We start from the raw sequence: 19,450 nt of genomic DNA, 5'->3' as shown, positions 1-19,450 counted from the left end.
ATTTATCTACTTATTGAAATAACTTTTTTAAATTCTCCGTAAACGGTGCCTTTACAATCCCTTTTTCTGTAATAATCGCTGTTACATTTTCATGTGGAGTAACATCAAATGCCGGATTATATACTTTACTTTCTGTCGGAGCTGAATATTGTCCGAAACGATTAATCACTTCAGAAGCATCTCTTTCTTCAATCGGAATTTCTTTTCCTGTCGATGTCTTTAAATCAATTGTCGGCGTTGGTGCCGCTACATAAAACGGAATGTTGTAGTATTTCGCTAAAATAGATACGCCTAATGTTCCAATTTTATTTGCTATATCACCGTTCGCTGCCACACGGTCGCATCCAACAATTACAGCGTCAATCTTCCCTTGTGACATGACCATAGCCGCCATATTATCCGTAATGACAGTAACATCAATTCCCGCTCGCTGTAGTTCTAATGCCGTTAACGTTGACCCTTGTAATCTTGGACGTGTTTCATCCGAAAAGATTTTTAAGTCCCATCCTTTTTCTTTCGCTAAGTACATTGGAGCCGTCGCAGTACCATACTTAGTCGTCGCTAACGCACCAGCATTACAATGTGTTAATACTCCCATTCCATCATGGAATAATGTTAATGCATGTTCTCCAATTTGACGGTTAATTTCTTCATCTTCTCTATGAATCTCTTTTGCCTCTTCTAGTAATCTATTTTTCAGCTGTGAGATTGATAAATGAATATTATCTGTCGCTACACTTTCCATTCTTTCAAGTGCCCAAAATAAATTTACGGCAGTCGGTCTTGATGTCGCCAAGTATGTACATACCTTTCTTACTTCATCCATAAATCCTTCTTCCGTACCTTCAGCAAATTCCTTTATCCCTAAATACACTCCATAAGCTGCTGAAACACCAATCGCTGGTGCACCTCGTACTTTCATTACTTGAATGGCATCCCACACACTTTCAGCTGTTTTAAAAGATTCATAAACAATTTCATTCGGTAATAACGTTTGATCTAACAAAACTAAGGCATCATCTTTCCACTGAATTGGTATTAATTGCTCTTCCATCATATTCTCCCCTTACTCCGCGTAGTGCATTGACTGTTCTTTTAACGTTTCTACAAAACTTGTACCCGTTCTATATTGATTCGCTCGTAAAATAAAACTCTTCGCTACTTTAAGACAAATTCGCTCCGCTCTAGCACGTGCTTCCTCATTCTCAATACAAGTAATATCTTTTACTTTCGCTAATCCAACAATACGGCGGATTAATTCAAGACCTGTCACTGCAGCTGTATCCTCTAATACAGATTGTAAATAGGCTTCGTTAAAGCCTTCTTCCTTCGCCATAATCTCGGTCACATGAATATCCCAAGCATCTAAAAACTTCTTCTTAAATAAATCAATTACCTCTACCATCGTAGTTTGTAACCAATCCATATACGTATCTTTCTCAGCTCCAGGTAGCATCGTTGCATCTGCATTCACCCAAGCAAACATTAAATTCGCCATTACATTCCCGACGTCATATCCCATAGGTCCATAAAAAGCAAACTCAGGATCAATAACCTTTGTAGAATCATCTCTTACAAAAACAGAACCAGTATGTAAATCACCATGAATAAGCGCCTGTGCATTCGTCATAAAAGAAAATTTACGTTTCGCTACTTCCATACGAAGCTCTTTATCACTATAAATATGCTCCCTAATCCATCCCTCATTTAAAGGAAATAACTCATTACGCTTATTATGATTTGTAAATGGTTCTGAATATACGAGGTCCTCTGTAATCTCACATAATTCAGGATTTATATAATTCTTCACAAGTTCCTTCTTCTCTTTATGATTCATTACAACATCCGATGTTAATAAAAGTGTATTTACCATAAAAGTAGTTAAGTCGTCAGCAAGCCGCGGAAATATTTGATGATTTATAAGTGCTGTACGTAATATTGTGTGATTCGATAAATCTTCCATTACGCAACAGTTCATCACACTATCAAATAAATACACCTTAGGAACAAGTCCAGGTGCTAACTCATCCTCTAACTGCAAAACATCTGATTCTATGCGAATACGATTCGTCGACAACTTAAACTCATCTGAAATGCGAGCTGTATCCCCAGCTTGCTTTACGATGACAGACATGTTCTCTTTTTCATCCCAAACGCGGAACACATAATTTAAATTGCCATCACCTATTTCTTTACACTTTAGCCCCTTTGCATGTTCAAACTTAGATAATTTCTCTTTCACATATGCAATCACATCTTTAGCTTCCATTAAAAAATACTTTGTGAACTTAGACATGGTTTCCCCTCCACACCAATTGTAAGCGTTTTCTAAAAGCTATAAAAAATAATAGGTTGAATTTTTTCATCCTATAAATATGTATTCTTCTTTTTGAAAGGTATATCTAGGTTTTATTATATCTCGTTAGCACTTTGAGTCAATATTTCTAACTATCATCGTAATATACTTCCTAATTATATATTCGAGATGACAAAAATTGTTCAAAAAGATTTCGATTCATTTTATTTTATTTATCGCACAATTCTTTGTAAAATAGAAATAAGCAGTTCCTTTTCAAATACATAACTTCTAAGAAATATTTCCTTCCTAAGAATTTACACTTACACCATATCTCTAACATACACACTACTCTTTCAAACAATCATTGAAAATTTATAAACTTAAAGTTACCTTTCCATTCTCTGTTAGCCTTAATTGAGAATAAATATTAATTAAATCGGTATAAAGTTGGTTTATTCTCTTGACAAAATAACCACTTCCATATGATAATTAATATCGAATTAGAATTATTATAGTTAATTAAAAAATATATTTTATGAGCACACTATTTTTTGATGCTCAAAACCAACATTTAGGAGGAATTTTAATATGTTATTAATCGGCACAGAAGTAAAACCGTTTAAAGCTAATGCTTACCATAATGGAGAATTTATCCAAGTTACTGACGAAAGTTTAAAAGGAAAATGGAGTGTAGTTTGTTTCTACCCAGCTGACTTCACATTCGTTTGCCCAACTGAACTTGAAGACTTACAAAACCAATACGCAACTCTAAAAGACTTAGGCGTTGAAGTATACTCTGTATCTACAGACACTCACTTCACTCACAAAGCATGGCATGATAGCTCAGAAACTATCGGCAAAATCGAGTACATCATGATTGGTGACCCAACTCGCACAATCACTACAAACTTCAACGTTTTAATGGAAGAAGAAGGTCTTGCTGCTCGTGGTACATTCATCATCGATCCAGACGGCGTTATCCAATCTATGGAAATCAATGCTGACGGTATCGGCCGTGACGCAAGCATTCTTGTTAACAAAATTAAAGCTGCTCAATACGTACGTAACAACCCAGGTGAAGTTTGCCCAGCTAAATGGCAAGAGGGTTCTGCAACACTTAAACCAAGCCTTGACCTTGTAGGCAAAATCTAAGGAGTTCGATCAAAATGATACTAGATGCAGATATAAAAACACAACTATCCCAATACCTTCAATTAATGGAGAACGATATTTTACTTAAGGTAAGCGCAGGAGACGATAACGTATCTAAAGATATGTTAGCTCTAATAGACGAATTAGCTACTATGTCATCTAAGATTACAGTAGAAAAAGTTGAATTAGAGAGAACACCAAGCTTTAGCGTAAACCGCCCTGGTGAAGACACTGGTGTCGTATTCGCTGGTATTCCATTAGGACACGAATTTACATCATTAGTGTTAGCTTTACTACAAGTAAGTGGACGCGCTCCAAAAGTTGAACAAAAATTAATCGATCAAATTAAAAACATTCAAGGCGAATATCATTTTGAATCTTATATCAGCCTAAGTTGTCATAACTGTCCTGATGTTGTACAAGCTCTTAACGTAATGAGCGTTCTTAACCCTGGTATTACACATACTATGATTGATGGCGCTGCATTCAAAGAGGAAGTAGAAAGCAAAGACATCATGGCAGTACCAACTGTTTACCTAAACGGCGAATCTTTCGGAAGCGGTCGTATGACACTTGAAGAAATTTTAGCTAAAATGGGTAACGGTCCAGATGCATCAGAGCTTTCTGATAAAGATCCATACGATGTTCTTGTTGTTGGTGGTGGCCCTGCTGGTGCAAGTGCAGCAATTTACGCAGCACGTAAAGGCATCCGCACTGGTATCGTTGCTGAGCGCTTCGGTGGTCAAGTAATGGATACTATGGGCATTGAGAACTTCATCAGCGTAAAAAAGACTGAAGGTCCTAAGCTAGTAGCAAGCCTTGAAGAACACGTAAAAGAATACGACATCGATGTAATGAATCTACAACGTGCGAAACGTTTAGAGAAAAAAGAACTTATTGAAGTGGAACTTGAAAACGGCGCTATTCTGAAAAGTAAGAGCGTAATCGTTTCTACAGGTGCTCGCTGGCGTAATGTTGGCGTACCAGGTGAAGCTGAGTTCAAAAATAAAGGTGTAGCATATTGCCCACACTGTGACGGTCCATTATTCACTGGAAAAGACGTAGCAGTTATCGGTGGAGGTAACTCTGGTATTGAAGCAGCTATCGACTTAGCAGGTATCGTTAAGCACGTAACTGTTCTTGAATTCATGCCAGAATTAAAAGCTGATGCTGTATTACAAGAGCGTCTTAACAGCTTACCAAACGTAACTGTTCTGAAAAACGTTCAAACGAAAGAAATCACTGGTACTGATAAAGTAAACGGTATTTCTTACATCGATCGTGAAACTGAAGAAGTTCATCACGTTGAATTACAAGGTGTATTCGTACAAATCGGTCTTGTGCCAAACACAGACTGGTTAGGCGAAACAGTTGAACGCGTTCGCGGTGAAATCGTAACAGACAAGCACGGTGCTACAAACGTACCAGGAGTGTTTGCTGCAGGTGACTGTACAAATAATCCGTACAAACAAATCATCATCTCTATGGGTTCAGGTGCAAACGCAGCTTTAGGTGCATTTGATTACTTAATCCGTAACTAATAAAAAAGACGCGCTACCTATTGGTAGCGCGTCTTTTTTATTATATTTCATGTAAATAGTTATCAAGTTCCTTCCAACTCATTACTGTATAAGGTGTACCTACATTCAATACTACTTTTACATTTTCTGCTACTATTTGCATTCTCTTAGTTGGATTATCTCTTTTTCCTGAAGGATAAATAGCAAGTTTCATCATTTCTTGCTTTCCATCTTCATAAATCCTTTTCTTTAAACCAAATTGGTTAATTTGTTCCTTTGAAGGAACTTCTTTGCCTTCCCAATCACATATTTCAAATAGAGGATACCTATCTCCGTGCCATTCCTCAATAATCTCAATGACTTTAAGAATAATACAACTCCCTGATACTAATTCATAACTAACAGCATCACCTGCTTTTAAAGAAGTATTAGCTATAAATCTTTTCGGCACTTTTTTAGCTTCTGGCTGCCGAGAATGTAACTGCTCTCTTAGTTTATTTAAAACTACTTCACGTTTCTTCTGTAATTTAGGTTCTTCTTCCCAACGGGCTAAATCTGCACCACTTTCTATTATTTGCAATGCCTCCTGCTTAACATTCTCTTGAAGTCTCCCTAACTTCCATTGTATGGAAGAAAATACCAACCAAAAAACAATAGTCTCTTCATCATCTAATTCATTCTTGTATTCCTCAATTACAATCCTACTTGCGTCCTCATTTGAATATTCATTTGCTAACAAATCCTTATACAGTAACTTAATATCTTCAGCAATATCGTCTGATAATAGTGCTACTCCCCAAGCACCCATACATTAACACTCCAATCTATACACTAAAAACCTCTCATTCCCATTCTTCTCATAAGCACCTGGCAATCTAACTTCTTTCTTCAGCTCAAACGCAGTCTGATTTTCTAAGAAGAAAATATAGTCCTCAGAAGGATAATATAAAATAATATCCACTTCTCTCCCCGTTTCTTCTACTGAAAGCAAAATGTTATTTACTACATTCATAAACACTTGTACAGAAAATGGATTAAAGAAATAAAACCTATTATCATGTGGATCAATCTCATATTCCTGCGCTAAACAACATTGGAATTGAATTTTCCCCTTACTGTTTCGTGCCTTTCGTGCATAACGATCTCGATTATCCATCGCTTCTTTATAAAACTCTTCATTCATTTCAATTCCAACTGCTGAAGCACCACATTTATGATGCATATAAAAGTTTAATCGCCCTTTTCCGCACCCAAAGTCTACAATTCGGTCGCTACTTCGTATTTCATATTGATTCAATAACTCATCTAACCCGCTATACGGTGTCGGTTCATAGCGATGATAATGCATAGACTTGTTAAACCCTTTTTGCTCACCGACTGTTTTTATATGTAAAACTGCATCGTAATATTGTTCGTTCATTCGTTTTCTCCTATTAAAAAATGGTACTTATTATTATACACCATGTACTGGAGGCTCATTTTTCATCAAATTAATAGGTACGTGAAATTATATTAACGATTTTCTCAATATATCTATCATAACTTCAAATATATCAACGATTTTCTCAATATATCTATCATAACTCAAAATATATCAACGATTTTTCAAATATATCGATTTGCCGACAATTCACGACAAAAAAACAGGAGCTCTCTAGCCCCTGTCTTCTAACACTTTCAATACAGTTTGTTTCAATATTTCTACCCCATCCATAATACAACTATGATCAAACCTCATATACGGATGGTGTAATCCAGGTTGTAGGTCTGCTCCTAGTCCAAGCATGACAGCTTTTAAATGTGGTCTTTTCACTGTATAGTAATGGAAATCATCGCTTCCTGTCGTATAGAGAGGCCCTGTGCATCTCTCTTCCCCATACACTTCGAGAATACCTTTACGCATAAAGCGCTCTGCTTCTTCGGAAACCTCTGCTCCTGGTGCAAGATCCATCCATTCGTATGAAGTTTTTGATCCCATCGATGCAGCTGATTCTATTACATGCTCAATCTTTTTCTTTAATTCTTCTAATAGTATATTACTCTCTGCTCTTACATCTAAACTGAAATGACCATTTCCCGGAATAATATTTAAATTATCACCACCAGCTTGGCATCTCGTCATTTTTACTGAATAAGAACTTTGCGGTGGCAGCCAGATATTTTTCAAACCGATATTAATCATGGAAATGACATCAATTGCATTCACACCTTGATGTGGTCTTGCCCCGTGTGCATCCTCCCCATGAATCATACCCTCTAAAAATCCTGCTGCTCCATGACGAATAGATGGGGCTGCTTGTTTCAAAGATAGTTCTTCAATTGGTCTTAGATGGACGCCAAATAAGAAATCAGCATCATCTACAGCACCTTTCTCCACCATCTTCAAAGCACCATTACCCTTCTCTTCTGCTGGCTGAAAAATAAATCTAACCGTACCACTTTTCCATCTCATATTTTTCAATTGTAAAATAAGTCCCATTACAATGGTCATATGAGCATCATGGCCACATGAATGGTTCGCTTTAAATTCTCCATTTACTTCTTGCCAAAGTGCATCCATATCAGCACGAATCGCAATAACTGGATTCCCGCCTCCAATCTCAGCAATTACACCTGGACAATCATCAAATGTTCTATATGAAATTCCTTCTTCTTTTAAAAAGTCAGTAATATACGCTGTCGTTTCATATTCTTTCCAACTTACTTCAGGGTTTTCGTGTAAATGCTGAAAAATCTCCGTTAAGCGCTCTTGTAGTTCTAATGTTTTCAACGTTCCAGTCTCCTTCCCACATTACAAACGATTCGGGTTAATTATACTTATGAAAAACAGATGTTTTTATGAACATATTGAATTTTAAGAAAAAAGTCAATTGTTTATTTTTAAATACTTAAAAAGCTTACTCTGCACTTATATTACAAACCAAACAAACAACTAGAATATTCCTTATTTTCTGTTTTTTATGTTGACGCTTACATAAACTTTTAGTTATCATAACCTAATAAACGTCTATTTTACGACAATTCTAAAAATACAAACAAACATACGTAACAAGGAGGAACTTTATGAAAAAAGAAATACCTTTTGGAATAGCGATTATCCCTATTATCATTACCGTTGCAGTTATGATGGTTACAATTGTTATATTAAAACAAACCCCTCACGTTCCACTTATTATTGGTACAACCGTTGCTTCTATTGTCGCTTGGCGTTACGGTTACAAATGGAATGATCTTGAAGAAGCAATGTATAAAGGGATTCGTCTTGCATTACCCGCTATCGTCATTATTATTCTTGTTGGCTTAACAATTGGTGCTTGGATTGGCGGTGGAATCGTCGCAACGATGATTTATTACGGTTTAAAACTTTTAACTCCATCACTATTTTTAGTTTCCATTACCGTCATTTGTTCTATCGTTGCATTAGCAATTGGTAGCTCTTGGTCTACAATGGGCACAATTGGTGTTGCTGGAATGGGAATTGGCCTAAGTATGGGAATTCCAGCTCCAATGGTTGCTGGTGCCATTATTTCAGGCTCTTATTTTGGCGATAAAATGTCACCGCTTTCAGACACAACTAACTTAGCCGCAGGATTAACAAATACAGATTTATTCGCACACATTCGTCATATGTTATTTACTACAGTTCCAGGTTTAATTATTACTCTTATCGTCTACGCGGTCTTAGGAAGAAGCTTCGGCGCTAACAATATTGATGCGAAGAGCATCGATCAAACGTTACAAGTATTGCAACAAAACTTTGTTATCTCACCTTTCCTACTCATTATACCCGTAGTCGTTATGGTATTGGTCGCTAAAAAGGTCCCTGCTATACCAGCGATTCTCGTCGGTATTATTTTAGGATTTTTATCACAAGTCTTTATTCAAGGTGGTTCTGTCTCAGCATCTGTCGGTGCACTCCAAGCTGGATTTGTTATAGACACTGGAAACAAGCTAGTAGACGAACTATTTAACCGCGGTGGCTTAGATTCGATGATGAATACAGTCTCGATGACAATTGTCGCTATGACTTTCGGAGGAGTATTAGAACATACAGGTATTCTTCGCTCAATTGTAAATCAAATTTTAAAGTTAGCGAAATCAGCAAAAGGGCTTATCGCTTCTACTATCGCATCTTGTTTTGCAACAAACCTTACTTGCTCTGAACAATATATTTCAATTGTTGTCCCTTCAAGAATGTACGCAAATGCATACACAGAAAAAGGACTACATTCAAAAAACTTATCCAGAGCATTAGAAGATGGCGGAACATTAACTTCTGTCTTCGTTCCTTGGAATACGTGCGGTGTATTTATTCTCGCTACACTTGGCGTAGGTGCATTTGAATATGCCCCTTATGCTATTTTGAATTTCATCGTACCTATTATCTCAATCATTTATGGTATAACAGGCTTCACAATTGTAAAACTATCAGACATTGAAAAAGCAGAACTACTAAAGAAACAAAAAGCTCAACTAGAAGCTTAAAAATAGCGGTAAATTCAGTTCATATAGTGCGCGAGGTCGCCCTTGTTGATAGGGCATTTCCTCGCCGCAAATATGAGCATACCCGTAATCAACTAATTTCTTTAACAACCTTTCTGTCGATCTTCGAGTCACTTGTAAGTACTCAGAAAGATCAGCTGCTGTAAACTTCAATGACGGGTGCGATTGACTAAATTGAATGATTTTTGACAAGTTGGCCGGACTAAGCTTTGTTTCCTTCGCTATTTTCATTAGTTCCGGATTATCATTTTTCAAACTTTGTACTCTCTGTTCTTTCGGGAACGGACCAAACAAATCTTTATCACTTGTTAGTATATAAAAACAACGATCTATTGGATTGTTCTTTGCAAAACTTTGAGCAATTTTTGCATTTTGCTCCGCTTCTTTCACGGTTTTCCCATAACCAAATCCAATAGCTATCGTTCCTTCTACGCTCGCAAACAAGTTATCTATCGCATTTGTTTTAATAATTGATTCGATATCACCACGAGTTGTATACAAAATGCATGTCATTTCATCCACTTGTTTAAATGAACCACGTAGTTCTTTTGAAATGACATCTAGTTTTTCAAGCAAACTCGTTCGTAATTCTAAGGAAGAAATAATACAAGCACCAACAGTAGCTGAATAGCTTTTTGCTAACTCAGCTTTTATTTTTGCATCTTTTAGCCCATGTATAATGGATTGTGTTGGATCAATCATACGCTCTGAAGGAACACCTATTTTTTGAAGCTCGTCGTAAACAGCGTGAATACTAGTTAAAGCTAAATGAGCCTCTCCAGATTGATATTTAGCTACATGAAAATCGATAACTCTATTTATCTCATCTTTACTCCACAGCATATTTTCATAATCCAACACTTGCGGGCTTTCTTTTATACCGATATCATGGAACACATTTGTAATAAAAGAGCGGTCTACTAAATCGATGGAAATGTTATGTGGTTGAATACTTTGATGATACATGATAGAAAGAATTGAAGATGCGACAGTTGTCTCGTCTTGCTGTAAGTATATACTTGGAATTCGTAATTGTTCTCTTATTTCTTTTGCCATATAATAAGGTAAAGCACCTGAGAAAAAGATGACATCACAAGGCTTTAAACACTTTAATAGTTCAGAAGATTCCGCCGGATGAAGGTAAATATATGGATCAATTTCTATTCCTTCTAATTTTTGAGCAATGGGAAAAAGGTTGTCCATAAATTCCTTTGAACCGACAACTGCAATTTTTATCATCATTTTCTCTAACTCCTTATCATTAATTAACGACTATTTAACGTCAACTATATCAAATCTATAAAACTATTGTAAACAGGAAGGGGTTTCTATTCAATGAAAATTACAGCTATTCATCTTTACGCAATTCGTTTACCGCTTCGCAATCCGTTTGTTATTAGTTATGGCTCTTATTCTGATATGCCCTCTATTATCGTCAAAATGGAAACGGATGAAGGTATTATCGGTTACGGTGAAGGCGTTGCTGATGATCACGTCACAGGTGAATCATGGGAAAGTACTTTCCATACTTTAAAACATACGCTAACCCCTGCTCTAATCGGGCAAAATCCAATGAATATCGAAAAAATACACGACATGATGGACAATACAATTTACGGTGTTCCAACAGCGAAAGCCGCAATTGATATTGCTTGTTTTGATATAATGGGCAAAAAACTAAATCAACCTGTATATCAATTAATTGGCGGGCGCTACCATGAAGAATTCCCTGTCACTCACGTTTTAAGTATTGCCGATCCAGAAAACATGGCTGAAGAAGCTGCTTCTATGATTCAAAAAGGTTACCAATCTTTCAAAATGAAAGTTGGTACAAATGTAAAAGAAGATGTAAAACGTATTGAAGCTGTACGAGAACGTGTAGGAAATGACATCGCTATTCGCGTTGATGTAAACCAAGGCTGGAAAAATAGCGCAAACACATTAACAGCACTACGTTCATTAGGACATTTAAACATTGACTGGATTGAACAACCTGTTATCGCGGACGATATTGATGCCATGGCTCATATTCGTTCTAAAACAGACCTCCCGCTTATGATTGATGAAGGATTAAAAAGTTCTCGTGAAATGCGCCAAATTATTAAATTAGAAGCTGCTGATAAAGTAAATATAAAACTAATGAAATGCGGCGGCATATATCCAGCTGTAAAGCTCGCTCATCAAGCAGAAATGGCAGGCATTGAATGCCAAGTGGGATCAATGGTCGAATCATCTGTTGCCTCTTCCGCAGGATTCCATGTCGCTTTCTCAAAGAAAATCATTACGAGCGTAGAGCTAACAGGGCCATTAAAATTCACAAAAGACATCGGAAACTTACATTACGACGTACCATTCATTCGCTTAAACGAAAAGCCTGGACTCGGCATTGAAATAAACGAAGATACATTACAAGAACTCACCGTCTTTCAAGACGTTGTAAGCTAAAGGAGGACTATCATATGGCGGTTCTATACGAAGGAACATTAAAACAAAATAACAATCCATTTCACGTTACATTACTATCACTAGAGCACATCGAACAAATTTTATCACTACAAAACATTGTAGTTGAAGCACTAGAAGATAAAAGTCGTTTACAACCACTATCGTTAGAAGAATTTCAATACATTCTAGAAGGAAACGGCATGATGATCGGTGCTTTTATCGAAAACGAACTCATCGCATTTCGCGCTCTACTCGTCCCTCCTATCGATGATGAACATTTAGGGCTCGATATTGGTTTGCCAGAAAGTGAACTACACCGCGTTATCTATCAAGAAATCTCAAACGTTCATCCGAACTGCCGAGGAAATGGGATGCAAAAAATATTAGCAAACGTCATCATGGACGAATTACAAAAAGAAGATAGCAAATATGATTATGTATGCTGCACCGTTGCTCCTTTTAACATCCCGAGTTTGAAGGATAAGTTTGCGCAAGGGATGGCGATTGCTGCACTAAAGGAGAAGTATGGTGGTAGTCTGCGGTATGTTTTTGTGAAGAAATTGCGCGGAGATAAAGAAAGCGATTGGACGGATATTCAAAGTATTCTAATGAGTGATGCTAGTGGACAGCAGGCTTTGCTTTCGGAGGGGTATCTCGGGTATGAGATGGAGAAAACAGCAGATACTTTCATTGTGAAGTTTGGGCGATAATCTATATACTCGAAAAGAGGAGATGTCTGCTGTGACCTCTTCTCTTTTCGATTTGTTGAACAATCCTGTAGTAAATGAAATTATATCAACGATTTTTCGAATATATCTATCATAACTTACAATATATCAACGATTTTTAAAATATATCTATCAAAACTCACAATATATCAACGATTCGACAAGAAATATCGATTTACAGACAAAAATCGATATCCCTTCCTAAACCGTCATCTTCCAACTAGATAACGCTAACCAATTCTCCATTTCTTTATAATCAGGCATTATCTTCCCGACAAGACGCCAAAAAGATCGATCATGATTTAAATGAACCATATGACACATTTCATGAACAACTACATAGTCAATTACTCGCTGTGGTGCCATTGCTAGCTTCCAATTGAATGTTAGTTGTAAATTCGAATCGCAAGTACCCCAAGTACGACTACTATCTGTAATACGAATAGAACGTGGTTTTGTTTTAAAGTTACTTTGATGCGCTTTAATACTCTTCTCTACTAATGACTTACACTGCTTATAGTAAAATCGTTTTAAAGCTTGCTGTATTTTCTCATCCTTTAGCTCTTTTACATAAATATGTAACTTATCCCCTTCAAAAATCGCATTGTCTTGCTCAATGCTTGCATCTTGGGAAATCTGTATCGGATACGTATTCCCTAAATACAAAAAGCCCTCTCCTTGATCATAATCCTTTTCCTGTGGTCCATGCGCTCGCTCCGCCATTTCCTTACGTGTTGTCTGAATCCAATCCCACTTCTCCTCTAGCAACTGGACTAAGTATTCAACAGGTGTTCCTTTCGGAGCCTGCACTTCCACATTTCCATACGAATCCACAAAAAGACGCACGGACTTTTTCTTCTTATAAGTTATATGAAAATTAATTGTCTCACCTAAATATGTATGTACCATTTCATCACCTAGCATAGTATTTTTACAAATAAAAAAGAGTAGGATACGAACGTCCTACTCTACCTATTATATCATTTACTGCTTTAGCAAGCTTATCACCCTCTATACTTTACACCTAATCCCTTAATGAAATTCCTTGCGTATCTATCGCCGCACTCTTTGTAATTTTTATGACCTTTTTTTCTTAATAGAGCGCCTAACTCTCCTTTTGTTACCGTAACGCCTACGCTATCTAATATATCAAGTACATCCTCACTCGTTAAAGATAGTGCGATTTTCATTTTCTTTAGAAGAAGGTTATTGGCACTCTCCTTGCTCTGTACAGGTGCAGGCTGCCCTGGTTTCGGATCTTGCTTTCCTCTTTTTAAAGTAATAAATCCATTTAAAAATGCCTCTAACATCATCATATCGCATGTTAATACGTACTCATCTTCAGCTACCTCATCATTTTCAGCTTCATGCTGAGGAGCCCTCTTTATTTTTGTAAGCATATCAACTACGTCTTCTTTCGTTACTTCCATCCCGCCAAGTTTAAAGATTTCTACCATATCTATATCTCTTATGTCTAAAGCGTATCGTACTCTTTTTAATATATCGTTGTTGCTCATTGCCATTGGGTTTCCTCCTGAAATGTTGATTATTTATTCAGCAGTTAAAGTTTATCCTATAACGTGCTTTAAATTATCATGTTTAATCTAACCTTTTAGTTATTATCCGCTAAATTAATACTTTAACATTTTAAAGATATGTTTTATAGTCTTACCCGAACTTTTCTCTATCATTGTATCTACACAGCTCTTACGTGTTTTTTATATGCCTATAAAAAGATTTCTCTCTTAACATTAACTAAAAGAAAAAAACAGTGCTTTGATTTCTCAAATACACTGTTCTTTTCCAGCTCTACGCTTATTTTCAACTCACTCATGTCATACATGAAATGATTTAACTGCTTAAAAGTTAAACCGTCTCACTATCCTGAGCCACACCAACACTATCCTCAAACTTATCCAACAAAGCACGCACCTCATCAGTCGATTTCGTACTCATCAATTGATTTCTCAATTCAGCAGCTCCAGGGAAGCCTTTTACATAAATTTTGAAGAAGCGGTGAAGCCCTGTGATTGAGCGTGGCAGTACTTCTGCATATTGATCTTGAAGATCAAGTTGTAGTCTTAAAAGATCTAGGTGCTCTTTACTGCTATGCTCTCTTGGCTCTTTTTCAAAAGCAAATGGATTTTTGAAGATGCCTCGTCCGATCATTACGCCATCAATGCCGTATTTTTCAGCAAGTTCCAGCCCCATTTTACGATCAAGGATGTCTCCATTGATTGTTATTAACGTATTTGGTGCGATACGGTCACGTAATTTTTTAATTTCCGGAATTAGTTCCCAATGCGCATCTACTTGGCTCATTTCTTCTCTTGTACGTAAGTGAATAGAAAGGTTTGCAATATCTTGTTTGAAAATGTGCGTTAACCAATCTTCCCACTCGCTTAACTCTTTAAAGCCAAGTCGTGTTTTTACGCTGACAGGTAGTCCGCCCGCTTTTGCTGCTTGGATAAGTTCTGCCGCAACGTCTGGACGTAGAATAAGGCCACTACCTTTTCCTCTTGATGCAACGTTCGGTACTGGGCAACCCATGTTAATATCGATGCCTTTAAATCCTAGTTCTGCCATACCAATACTCATTTGACGGAAGTATTCGGGATTGTCTCCCCAAATATGTGCCACTATCGGCTGTTCGTCTTCTGTAAAAATTAAACGGCCACGTACACTTTTCATACCTTCTGGATGACAATAGCTATCCGAGTTTGTAAACTCTGTGAAGAATACGTCCGGACGACCTGCTTCACTTACTACGTGACGGAAAACAACGTCTGTCACATCTTCCATTGGTGCAAGTACGAAAAATGGTCGTGGTAATTCACGCCAAAAATTATCTATCATTTCAAATTCAAATCCTCTCACTATGAATACAATTTCAAAATCTCAATTTATAATTTGTGAAAATCAGCAATATTTATTTTAACTAAAATCGCTTATGAATGGTATTTTTGTAAACCAAAAAGCAGGTGGTATAGATTTCCCCTATATCAACTGCTTTCCTATTATACTAACTTAAGCCAAGCCACACACTCCACATGCGTCGTATGCGGGAACATATCAACAGGTTGTACTTCCTGTGTTTTATATCCGCCTTCTTCTAGTACTTTTAAATCACGTGCTAATGTTGCTGGGTTACACGATACGTATACGACGCGGTTTGGCTTCATGTCGATGATTGTGTTTAGTAATGCTTCATCACAGCCTTTACGCGGTGGGTCTACGACCATTGTGTCGGCGATTACGCCTTCTTTGTACCATTTTGGAATGACTACTTCTGCTTCTCCTACGCCAAATTCAGCGTTTGTCATGTTGTTTAGTTCTGCGTTTCGGTTTGCGTCTTCAATTGCTTCTGGGACGATTTCAACGCCGTACACTTTTTTCGCTTTTTGCGCTAGGAATAACGAGATTGATCCGATTCCGCAATAGGCATCGATTACTGTTTCGTTACCATTTAATTTTGCGTATTCTAACGTTTTATCGTATAGCACTTTCGTTTGTTCTGGGTTTACTTGATAGAATGAACGTGCTGAAATCGCAAATTTAATGTCACCGATAAAGTCATAAATATATTCTGATCCGTACAGTACTGTCGTTTTGTCTCCGAAAATTACATTCGTACGCTTCGTATTTACGTTTTGAACAATCGATTTTACTTCTGGGAATTTCGCTGCAATTTCTTCAATGATTGCTTTTTTGTTCGGCAATTCTGCTGTACGCGTAATGAAGACAAGCATAATTTCCCCTGTTACTTGCCCGTAACGAGCCATTACGTGACGAAGTGTTCCTTTGTTACGCTCTTCGTTGTACGCAGTGATACCGTGCTTTTCACAAATACGTTTTACTTCTTGAATTAATGTATCGTTTTCTTCTGCCTGAATTAAGCATGATTCCATATTAATGATGTCATGCGTTCCTTGGCGATAGAAACCAGCTACAAGTCCGCCTTCACGTTCTCCGATTGGTACTTGTGCTTTATTACGGTATACCCACGGATTCTTCATGCCAAGTACAGGATGAACAGGAACATCAGCTAGTCCTCCGATACGCTGCATAACGTCACGTACTTGTTTTTCTTTCGCTTGTAATTGTCCTTCATAAGTTAAGTGCTGAAGCTGACAACCGCCGCACTGATTATATACTGGGCATTCAGCATCTTTACGATATGGACTTTCTGTATGAAGCTTCATTAAACGACCAAATGCGAAGTTTTTCTTCACTTTAATAATTTTAATTTGCGCTTCTTCACCTGGTAATCCGTTTTTAACGAAAATAGGATAGCCTTTTACTTTCGCAACACCGGCACCATCATGTGTTAAATCTTCAAATACTACATCTATAAACTCGTTTTTCTCAACTGGTGGCGTCATTTTAGTACTCATTTTCCGACCTCTCTTTTTCATAACACTGCGTTACATTTTATCATACTTATATGGTCTTTTTCTATTGGAAGAAAAAAAGCTATTGACGATACTTCTCTGTTAATGTTACGCTACTACTAATTTAATACGGACGATGTTACCTCATATATACTTGATAATATGGATCGAGAGTTTCTACCCGGCAACCTTAAATTGCTGGACTATGGGGAAAACTAATGAATATTAGCCTATGCGCAAAAAAGGACTCATATTGATTAGCTTTCTCTCATAGATGAAAGTGAATCCATATGGGTCTTTTTTTATTTTTATTTTTCTAAAAGGTCAGACATCTTACGTATGACATAAAACCTCGTTCTTTTATTTTTAGTAATATAACGAGCGTTTTATGTACAAACTTTATACGAACTTCTGAAAGGGGCAACTACATGCAATATGTAATGAGCATTATCGGTATTCTTGCCGTGTTAGGTTTATGTTTTGCTTTGTCAAACAACAAAAGTAAAATCAACTTCCGTGCAATTGCAATTATGATTGGTTTCCAAATTTTAATCGGTTGGTTTATGTTTGCTACAAAGATTGGTCAACAAATCATTATTTTCATTAGTAAAGTTTTCAACAAACTAATTAAACTTGGTACGACAGGTGTCGATTTTCTCTTTAATGGAATTCACAGAGATTTTGTCTTTTTCTTAAACGTATTATTAATTATCGTATTTTTCTCAGCACTACTTTCAATCTTTAGTTATTTAGGTGTTTTACCATTCATCGTTCGCGTTGTCGGCGGTGCTATTTCAAAAATTACTGGTTTACCACGCGTTGAGTCATTCCACGCAGTAAACTCTGTATTCTTCGGTTCAAGTGAAGCGTTAATCGTTATTAAAAACGATTTACAGCATTTCAATAAAAACCGTATGTTTATCATTTGTTGTTCTGCGATGAGCTCCGTTTCTGCTTCTGTTACAGCATCATACGTAATGATGTTAGATGCAAAATACGTGCTAGCAGCTCTTCCGCTAAATTTATTCTCAAGCTTAATCGTTTGTTCGTTATTAACACCAGTTGATACGAAAAAAGAAGATGAAGTGATTCAGAAATTTGATAGAACTCTATTCGGAGACAGCTTTATCGGCGCAATGATTAACGGTGCGCTTGATGGTTTAAAAGTCGCTGGTATCGTTGCCGCATTAATGATCGCCTTTATCGGTGTGATGGAAGTTGTAAACTACGTAATTAGTGCAGCTTCAGGCGCAATGGGACATGCTGTTACTTTACAACAAATCTTCGGTTACGTACTTTCTCCATTCGCATTCTTAATGGGTATTCCAACTCAAGATATTATCCCAGCTGGTGGTATTATGGGTACGAAGATTGTTTTAAATGAGTTTGTAGCAATCCTTGATTTAAAAGACACAGCTACAACATTAGCTCCACGTACAGTTGGAATCGTTACAGTATTCTTAATTAGCTTCGCAAGTATTAGCCAAATTGGTGCAATCGTTGGTACAATCCGTGCCCTTTCTGAAAAACAAGGAAGCGTTGTTTCTAAATTTGGTTGGAAAATGCTATTTGCATCAACACTTGCTTCTATTTTATCTGCGACAATCGCTGGATTGTTTATTTAATAAAAAATCACCTTACTTTAACGAGTAAGGTGATTTTTTTGATTCTTTATGAAATCGAACGGAATTCGACTACTTCCTCGTTACTAATAAGTTTTCCTTCGTGTATGCCTTTTACTGAAATAACCATAACAGATTTATCTTCTCCTTCAAGCTTTCCTAAAGAGAATAAATAGATTAAATTTTCTTTTTGTAACATCCATTGTTTGCCATTTACTCGACCTAATATTCTTTTTTCTGAAGATGGCTTTATTTCTCCAACATACTGACATTCTCCAAAAGAAGTTTTTATTATATTCTTCTCTGTATCAATTACCAGATGCTGGAATAGTTCTAGGTTTCTACTTGAAACAATTTCAATTTCATGGTTACTTTTTTGCTTAAATTGAAGTTTTCCATCACTTGTATTAGATAAACTACTATTCTCAACGGCGTTTCTAAAAAAGTTATATTCTTCTTCTGTAATACCAAAGTTAGGATGATACGGCTTCACCTGTTTATCTATATGCCCTGATATGTAGTTTACGTACCACTCTTTATCATTCTTCACATGATCACTCATCTTTTTAGTAATAACCTCTACTTTTTTACGTGTATCACGATCCATCTCTAGTGTCATGATATCCGCCGTCACTTCCGCATTCATAAGATGCGATGGAATATACTCTTCCACACTATTCGCTTTACTCACTTCACTTTGGCAACCAACTATAAATAGTGAAATGAAAAAGATATATATTATTTTTTTATATTTCATTTCTATTCTCCACTCCATACATTATTCTTACTT

The 19,450-nt window shown here is 36.8% G+C and carries 17 protein-coding genes and 1 riboswitch; of the genes, 6 read left to right on the top strand and 11 right to left on the bottom strand.

The window, feature by feature from the left end:
* Positions 1–10 precede the first annotated feature (10 nt).
* Both mtnA and mtnK read right to left on the bottom strand, forming a co-directional pair.
* Positions 11–1,057, bottom strand: coding sequence for an S-methyl-5-thioribose-1-phosphate isomerase (mtnA, locus tag CQ064_RS17065; protein ID WP_003269303.1), 1,047 nt, complete (start codon positions 1,055–1,057; stop codon positions 11–13).
* Between the two features lie 9 nt (positions 1,058–1,066).
* Positions 1,067–2,296, bottom strand: a complete 1,230-nt coding sequence (gene mtnK, locus CQ064_RS17060) for an S-methyl-5-thioribose kinase (RefSeq protein ID WP_000033223.1) — start codon at positions 2,294–2,296, stop codon at positions 1,067–1,069.
* A 591-nt stretch (positions 2,297–2,887) separates the two neighbouring features.
* Between mtnK and ahpC the strand changes: the two genes are divergently transcribed.
* Together ahpC and ahpF are read left to right on the top strand one after the other, a co-directional pair.
* The gene (ahpC, locus tag CQ064_RS17055; RefSeq protein WP_000924420.1) at positions 2,888–3,451 is read left to right on the top strand and encodes an alkyl hydroperoxide reductase subunit C; all 564 of its coding nucleotides are present in this window, start codon (positions 2,888–2,890) and stop codon (positions 3,449–3,451) included.
* Between the two features lie 14 nt (positions 3,452–3,465).
* A complete protein-coding gene (gene ahpF / locus CQ064_RS17050; protein WP_000599497.1) occupies positions 3,466–4,992 on the top strand; it encodes an alkyl hydroperoxide reductase subunit F in 1,527 nt (508 codons plus the stop codon).
* Between the two features lie 40 nt (positions 4,993–5,032).
* Here the strand turns inward: ahpF and CQ064_RS17045 are convergent, their stop codons facing one another.
* The 3 genes from CQ064_RS17045 to CQ064_RS17035 form a co-directional block, all read right to left on the bottom strand.
* Positions 5,033–5,779, bottom strand: a complete 747-nt coding sequence (locus CQ064_RS17045; RefSeq protein ID WP_000501509.1) for a hypothetical protein — start codon at positions 5,777–5,779, stop codon at positions 5,033–5,035.
* A gap of 3 nt (positions 5,780–5,782) precedes the next feature.
* A complete protein-coding gene (locus CQ064_RS17040; protein WP_001005624.1) occupies positions 5,783–6,391 on the bottom strand; it encodes an SAM-dependent methyltransferase in 609 nt (202 codons plus the stop codon).
* A 234-nt stretch (positions 6,392–6,625) separates the two neighbouring features.
* A complete protein-coding gene (locus CQ064_RS17035) occupies positions 6,626–7,741 on the bottom strand; it encodes a M20 peptidase aminoacylase family protein (protein WP_000853516.1) in 1,116 nt (371 codons plus the stop codon).
* A 293-nt stretch (positions 7,742–8,034) separates the two neighbouring features.
* Between CQ064_RS17035 and nhaC the strand changes: the two genes are divergently transcribed.
* Positions 8,035–9,456, top strand: a complete 1,422-nt coding sequence (gene nhaC / locus CQ064_RS17030; RefSeq protein ID WP_000711503.1) for a Na+/H+ antiporter NhaC — start codon at positions 8,035–8,037, stop codon at positions 9,454–9,456.
* Here nhaC and CQ064_RS17025 read toward each other — a convergent pair.
* A complete protein-coding gene (locus tag CQ064_RS17025) occupies positions 9,445–10,716 on the bottom strand; it encodes a hypothetical protein (RefSeq protein ID WP_000972797.1) in 1,272 nt (423 codons plus the stop codon). The genes nhaC and CQ064_RS17025 overlap by 12 nt on opposite strands.
* 93 nt (positions 10,717–10,809) lie before the next feature.
* Between CQ064_RS17025 and CQ064_RS17020 the strand changes: the two genes are divergently transcribed.
* Both CQ064_RS17020 and CQ064_RS17015 read left to right on the top strand, forming a co-directional pair.
* On the top strand, positions 10,810–11,919 hold the full coding sequence (locus CQ064_RS17020) for a mandelate racemase/muconate lactonizing enzyme family protein (protein WP_000704494.1): 1,110 nt from the start codon (positions 10,810–10,812) through the stop codon (positions 11,917–11,919).
* Between the two features lie 14 nt (positions 11,920–11,933).
* Positions 11,934–12,629: a hypothetical protein gene (locus CQ064_RS17015; RefSeq protein WP_000279914.1), complete on the top strand. Its 696-nt coding sequence runs from the start codon at positions 11,934–11,936 to the stop codon at positions 12,627–12,629.
* A gap of 219 nt (positions 12,630–12,848) precedes the next feature.
* Here the strand turns inward: CQ064_RS17015 and CQ064_RS17010 are convergent, their stop codons facing one another.
* The 4 genes from CQ064_RS17010 to rlmD form a co-directional block, all read right to left on the bottom strand.
* Positions 12,849–13,556: a M48 family metallopeptidase gene (locus CQ064_RS17010; protein ID WP_000233754.1), complete on the bottom strand. Its 708-nt coding sequence runs from the start codon at positions 13,554–13,556 to the stop codon at positions 12,849–12,851.
* A gap of 95 nt (positions 13,557–13,651) precedes the next feature.
* The gene (locus CQ064_RS17005; RefSeq protein WP_001251731.1) at positions 13,652–14,170 is read right to left on the bottom strand and encodes a YehS family protein; all 519 of its coding nucleotides are present in this window, start codon (positions 14,168–14,170) and stop codon (positions 13,652–13,654) included.
* 343 nt (positions 14,171–14,513) lie between these two features.
* Positions 14,514–15,503: a tRNA dihydrouridine synthase gene (locus CQ064_RS17000; protein WP_000566700.1), complete on the bottom strand. Its 990-nt coding sequence runs from the start codon at positions 15,501–15,503 to the stop codon at positions 14,514–14,516.
* A 161-nt stretch (positions 15,504–15,664) separates the two neighbouring features.
* A complete protein-coding gene (gene rlmD, locus CQ064_RS16995; protein WP_000105021.1) occupies positions 15,665–17,041 on the bottom strand; it encodes a 23S rRNA (uracil(1939)-C(5))-methyltransferase RlmD in 1,377 nt (458 codons plus the stop codon).
* A 121-nt stretch (positions 17,042–17,162) separates the two neighbouring features.
* Positions 17,163–17,264, top strand: a riboswitch (purine riboswitch).
* A 202-nt stretch (positions 17,265–17,466) separates the two neighbouring features.
* On the opposite strand from rlmD, the gene CQ064_RS16990 reads away from it, so the two are divergent.
* The gene (locus tag CQ064_RS16990) at positions 17,467–18,663 is read left to right on the top strand and encodes a NupC/NupG family nucleoside CNT transporter (protein ID WP_001200491.1); all 1,197 of its coding nucleotides are present in this window, start codon (positions 17,467–17,469) and stop codon (positions 18,661–18,663) included.
* A 46-nt stretch (positions 18,664–18,709) separates the two neighbouring features.
* On the opposite strand, the gene CQ064_RS16985 is transcribed toward CQ064_RS16990, so the two are convergent.
* On the bottom strand, positions 18,710–19,417 hold the full coding sequence (locus tag CQ064_RS16985) for a hypothetical protein (protein WP_000875605.1): 708 nt from the start codon (positions 19,415–19,417) through the stop codon (positions 18,710–18,712).
* Positions 19,418–19,450: the final 33 nt, after the last annotated feature.

The organism is Bacillus sp. MYb78 (genome assembly GCF_002975115.1).
Classification (GTDB): Bacteria; Bacillota; Bacilli; order Bacillales; family Bacillaceae_G; genus Bacillus_A; species Bacillus_A cereus.
This window is presented reverse-complemented; position numbering and strand designations above follow the sequence as displayed.

Coding starts and splice junctions, on each gene's coding strand:
- nhaC (WP_000711503.1), top strand. CDS start 8,035: ATGAAAAAAGAAATACCTTTTGGAATAGCGATTATCCCTATTATCATT.
- CQ064_RS17000 (WP_000566700.1), bottom strand. CDS start 15,503: ATGATAGATAATTTTTGGCGTGAATTACCACGACCATTTTTCGTACTT.
- CQ064_RS17040 (WP_001005624.1), bottom strand. CDS start 6,391: ATGAACGAACAATATTACGATGCAGTTTTACATATAAAAACAGTCGGT.
- CQ064_RS17010 (WP_000233754.1), bottom strand. CDS start 13,556: ATGGTACATACATATTTAGGTGAGACAATTAATTTTCATATAACTTAT.
- mtnA (WP_003269303.1), bottom strand. CDS start 1,057: ATGATGGAAGAGCAATTAATACCAATTCAGTGGAAAGATGATGCCTTA.
- CQ064_RS17025 (WP_000972797.1), bottom strand. CDS start 10,716: ATGATGATAAAAATTGCAGTTGTCGGTTCAAAGGAATTTATGGACAAC.
- rlmD (WP_000105021.1), bottom strand. CDS start 17,041: ATGAGTACTAAAATGACGCCACCAGTTGAGAAAAACGAGTTTATAGAT.
- mtnK (WP_000033223.1), bottom strand. CDS start 2,296: ATGTCTAAGTTCACAAAGTATTTTTTAATGGAAGCTAAAGATGTGATT.
- CQ064_RS16985 (WP_000875605.1), bottom strand. CDS start 19,417: ATGAAATATAAAAAAATAATATATATCTTTTTCATTTCACTATTTATA.
- CQ064_RS17020 (WP_000704494.1), top strand. CDS start 10,810: ATGAAAATTACAGCTATTCATCTTTACGCAATTCGTTTACCGCTTCGC.
- CQ064_RS17015 (WP_000279914.1), top strand. CDS start 11,934: ATGGCGGTTCTATACGAAGGAACATTAAAACAAAATAACAATCCATTT.
- CQ064_RS17045 (WP_000501509.1), bottom strand. CDS start 5,779: ATGGGTGCTTGGGGAGTAGCACTATTATCAGACGATATTGCTGAAGAT.
- CQ064_RS16990 (WP_001200491.1), top strand. CDS start 17,467: ATGCAATATGTAATGAGCATTATCGGTATTCTTGCCGTGTTAGGTTTA.
- CQ064_RS17005 (WP_001251731.1), bottom strand. CDS start 14,170: ATGGCAATGAGCAACAACGATATATTAAAAAGAGTACGATACGCTTTA.
- ahpC (WP_000924420.1), top strand. CDS start 2,888: ATGTTATTAATCGGCACAGAAGTAAAACCGTTTAAAGCTAATGCTTAC.
- ahpF (WP_000599497.1), top strand. CDS start 3,466: ATGATACTAGATGCAGATATAAAAACACAACTATCCCAATACCTTCAA.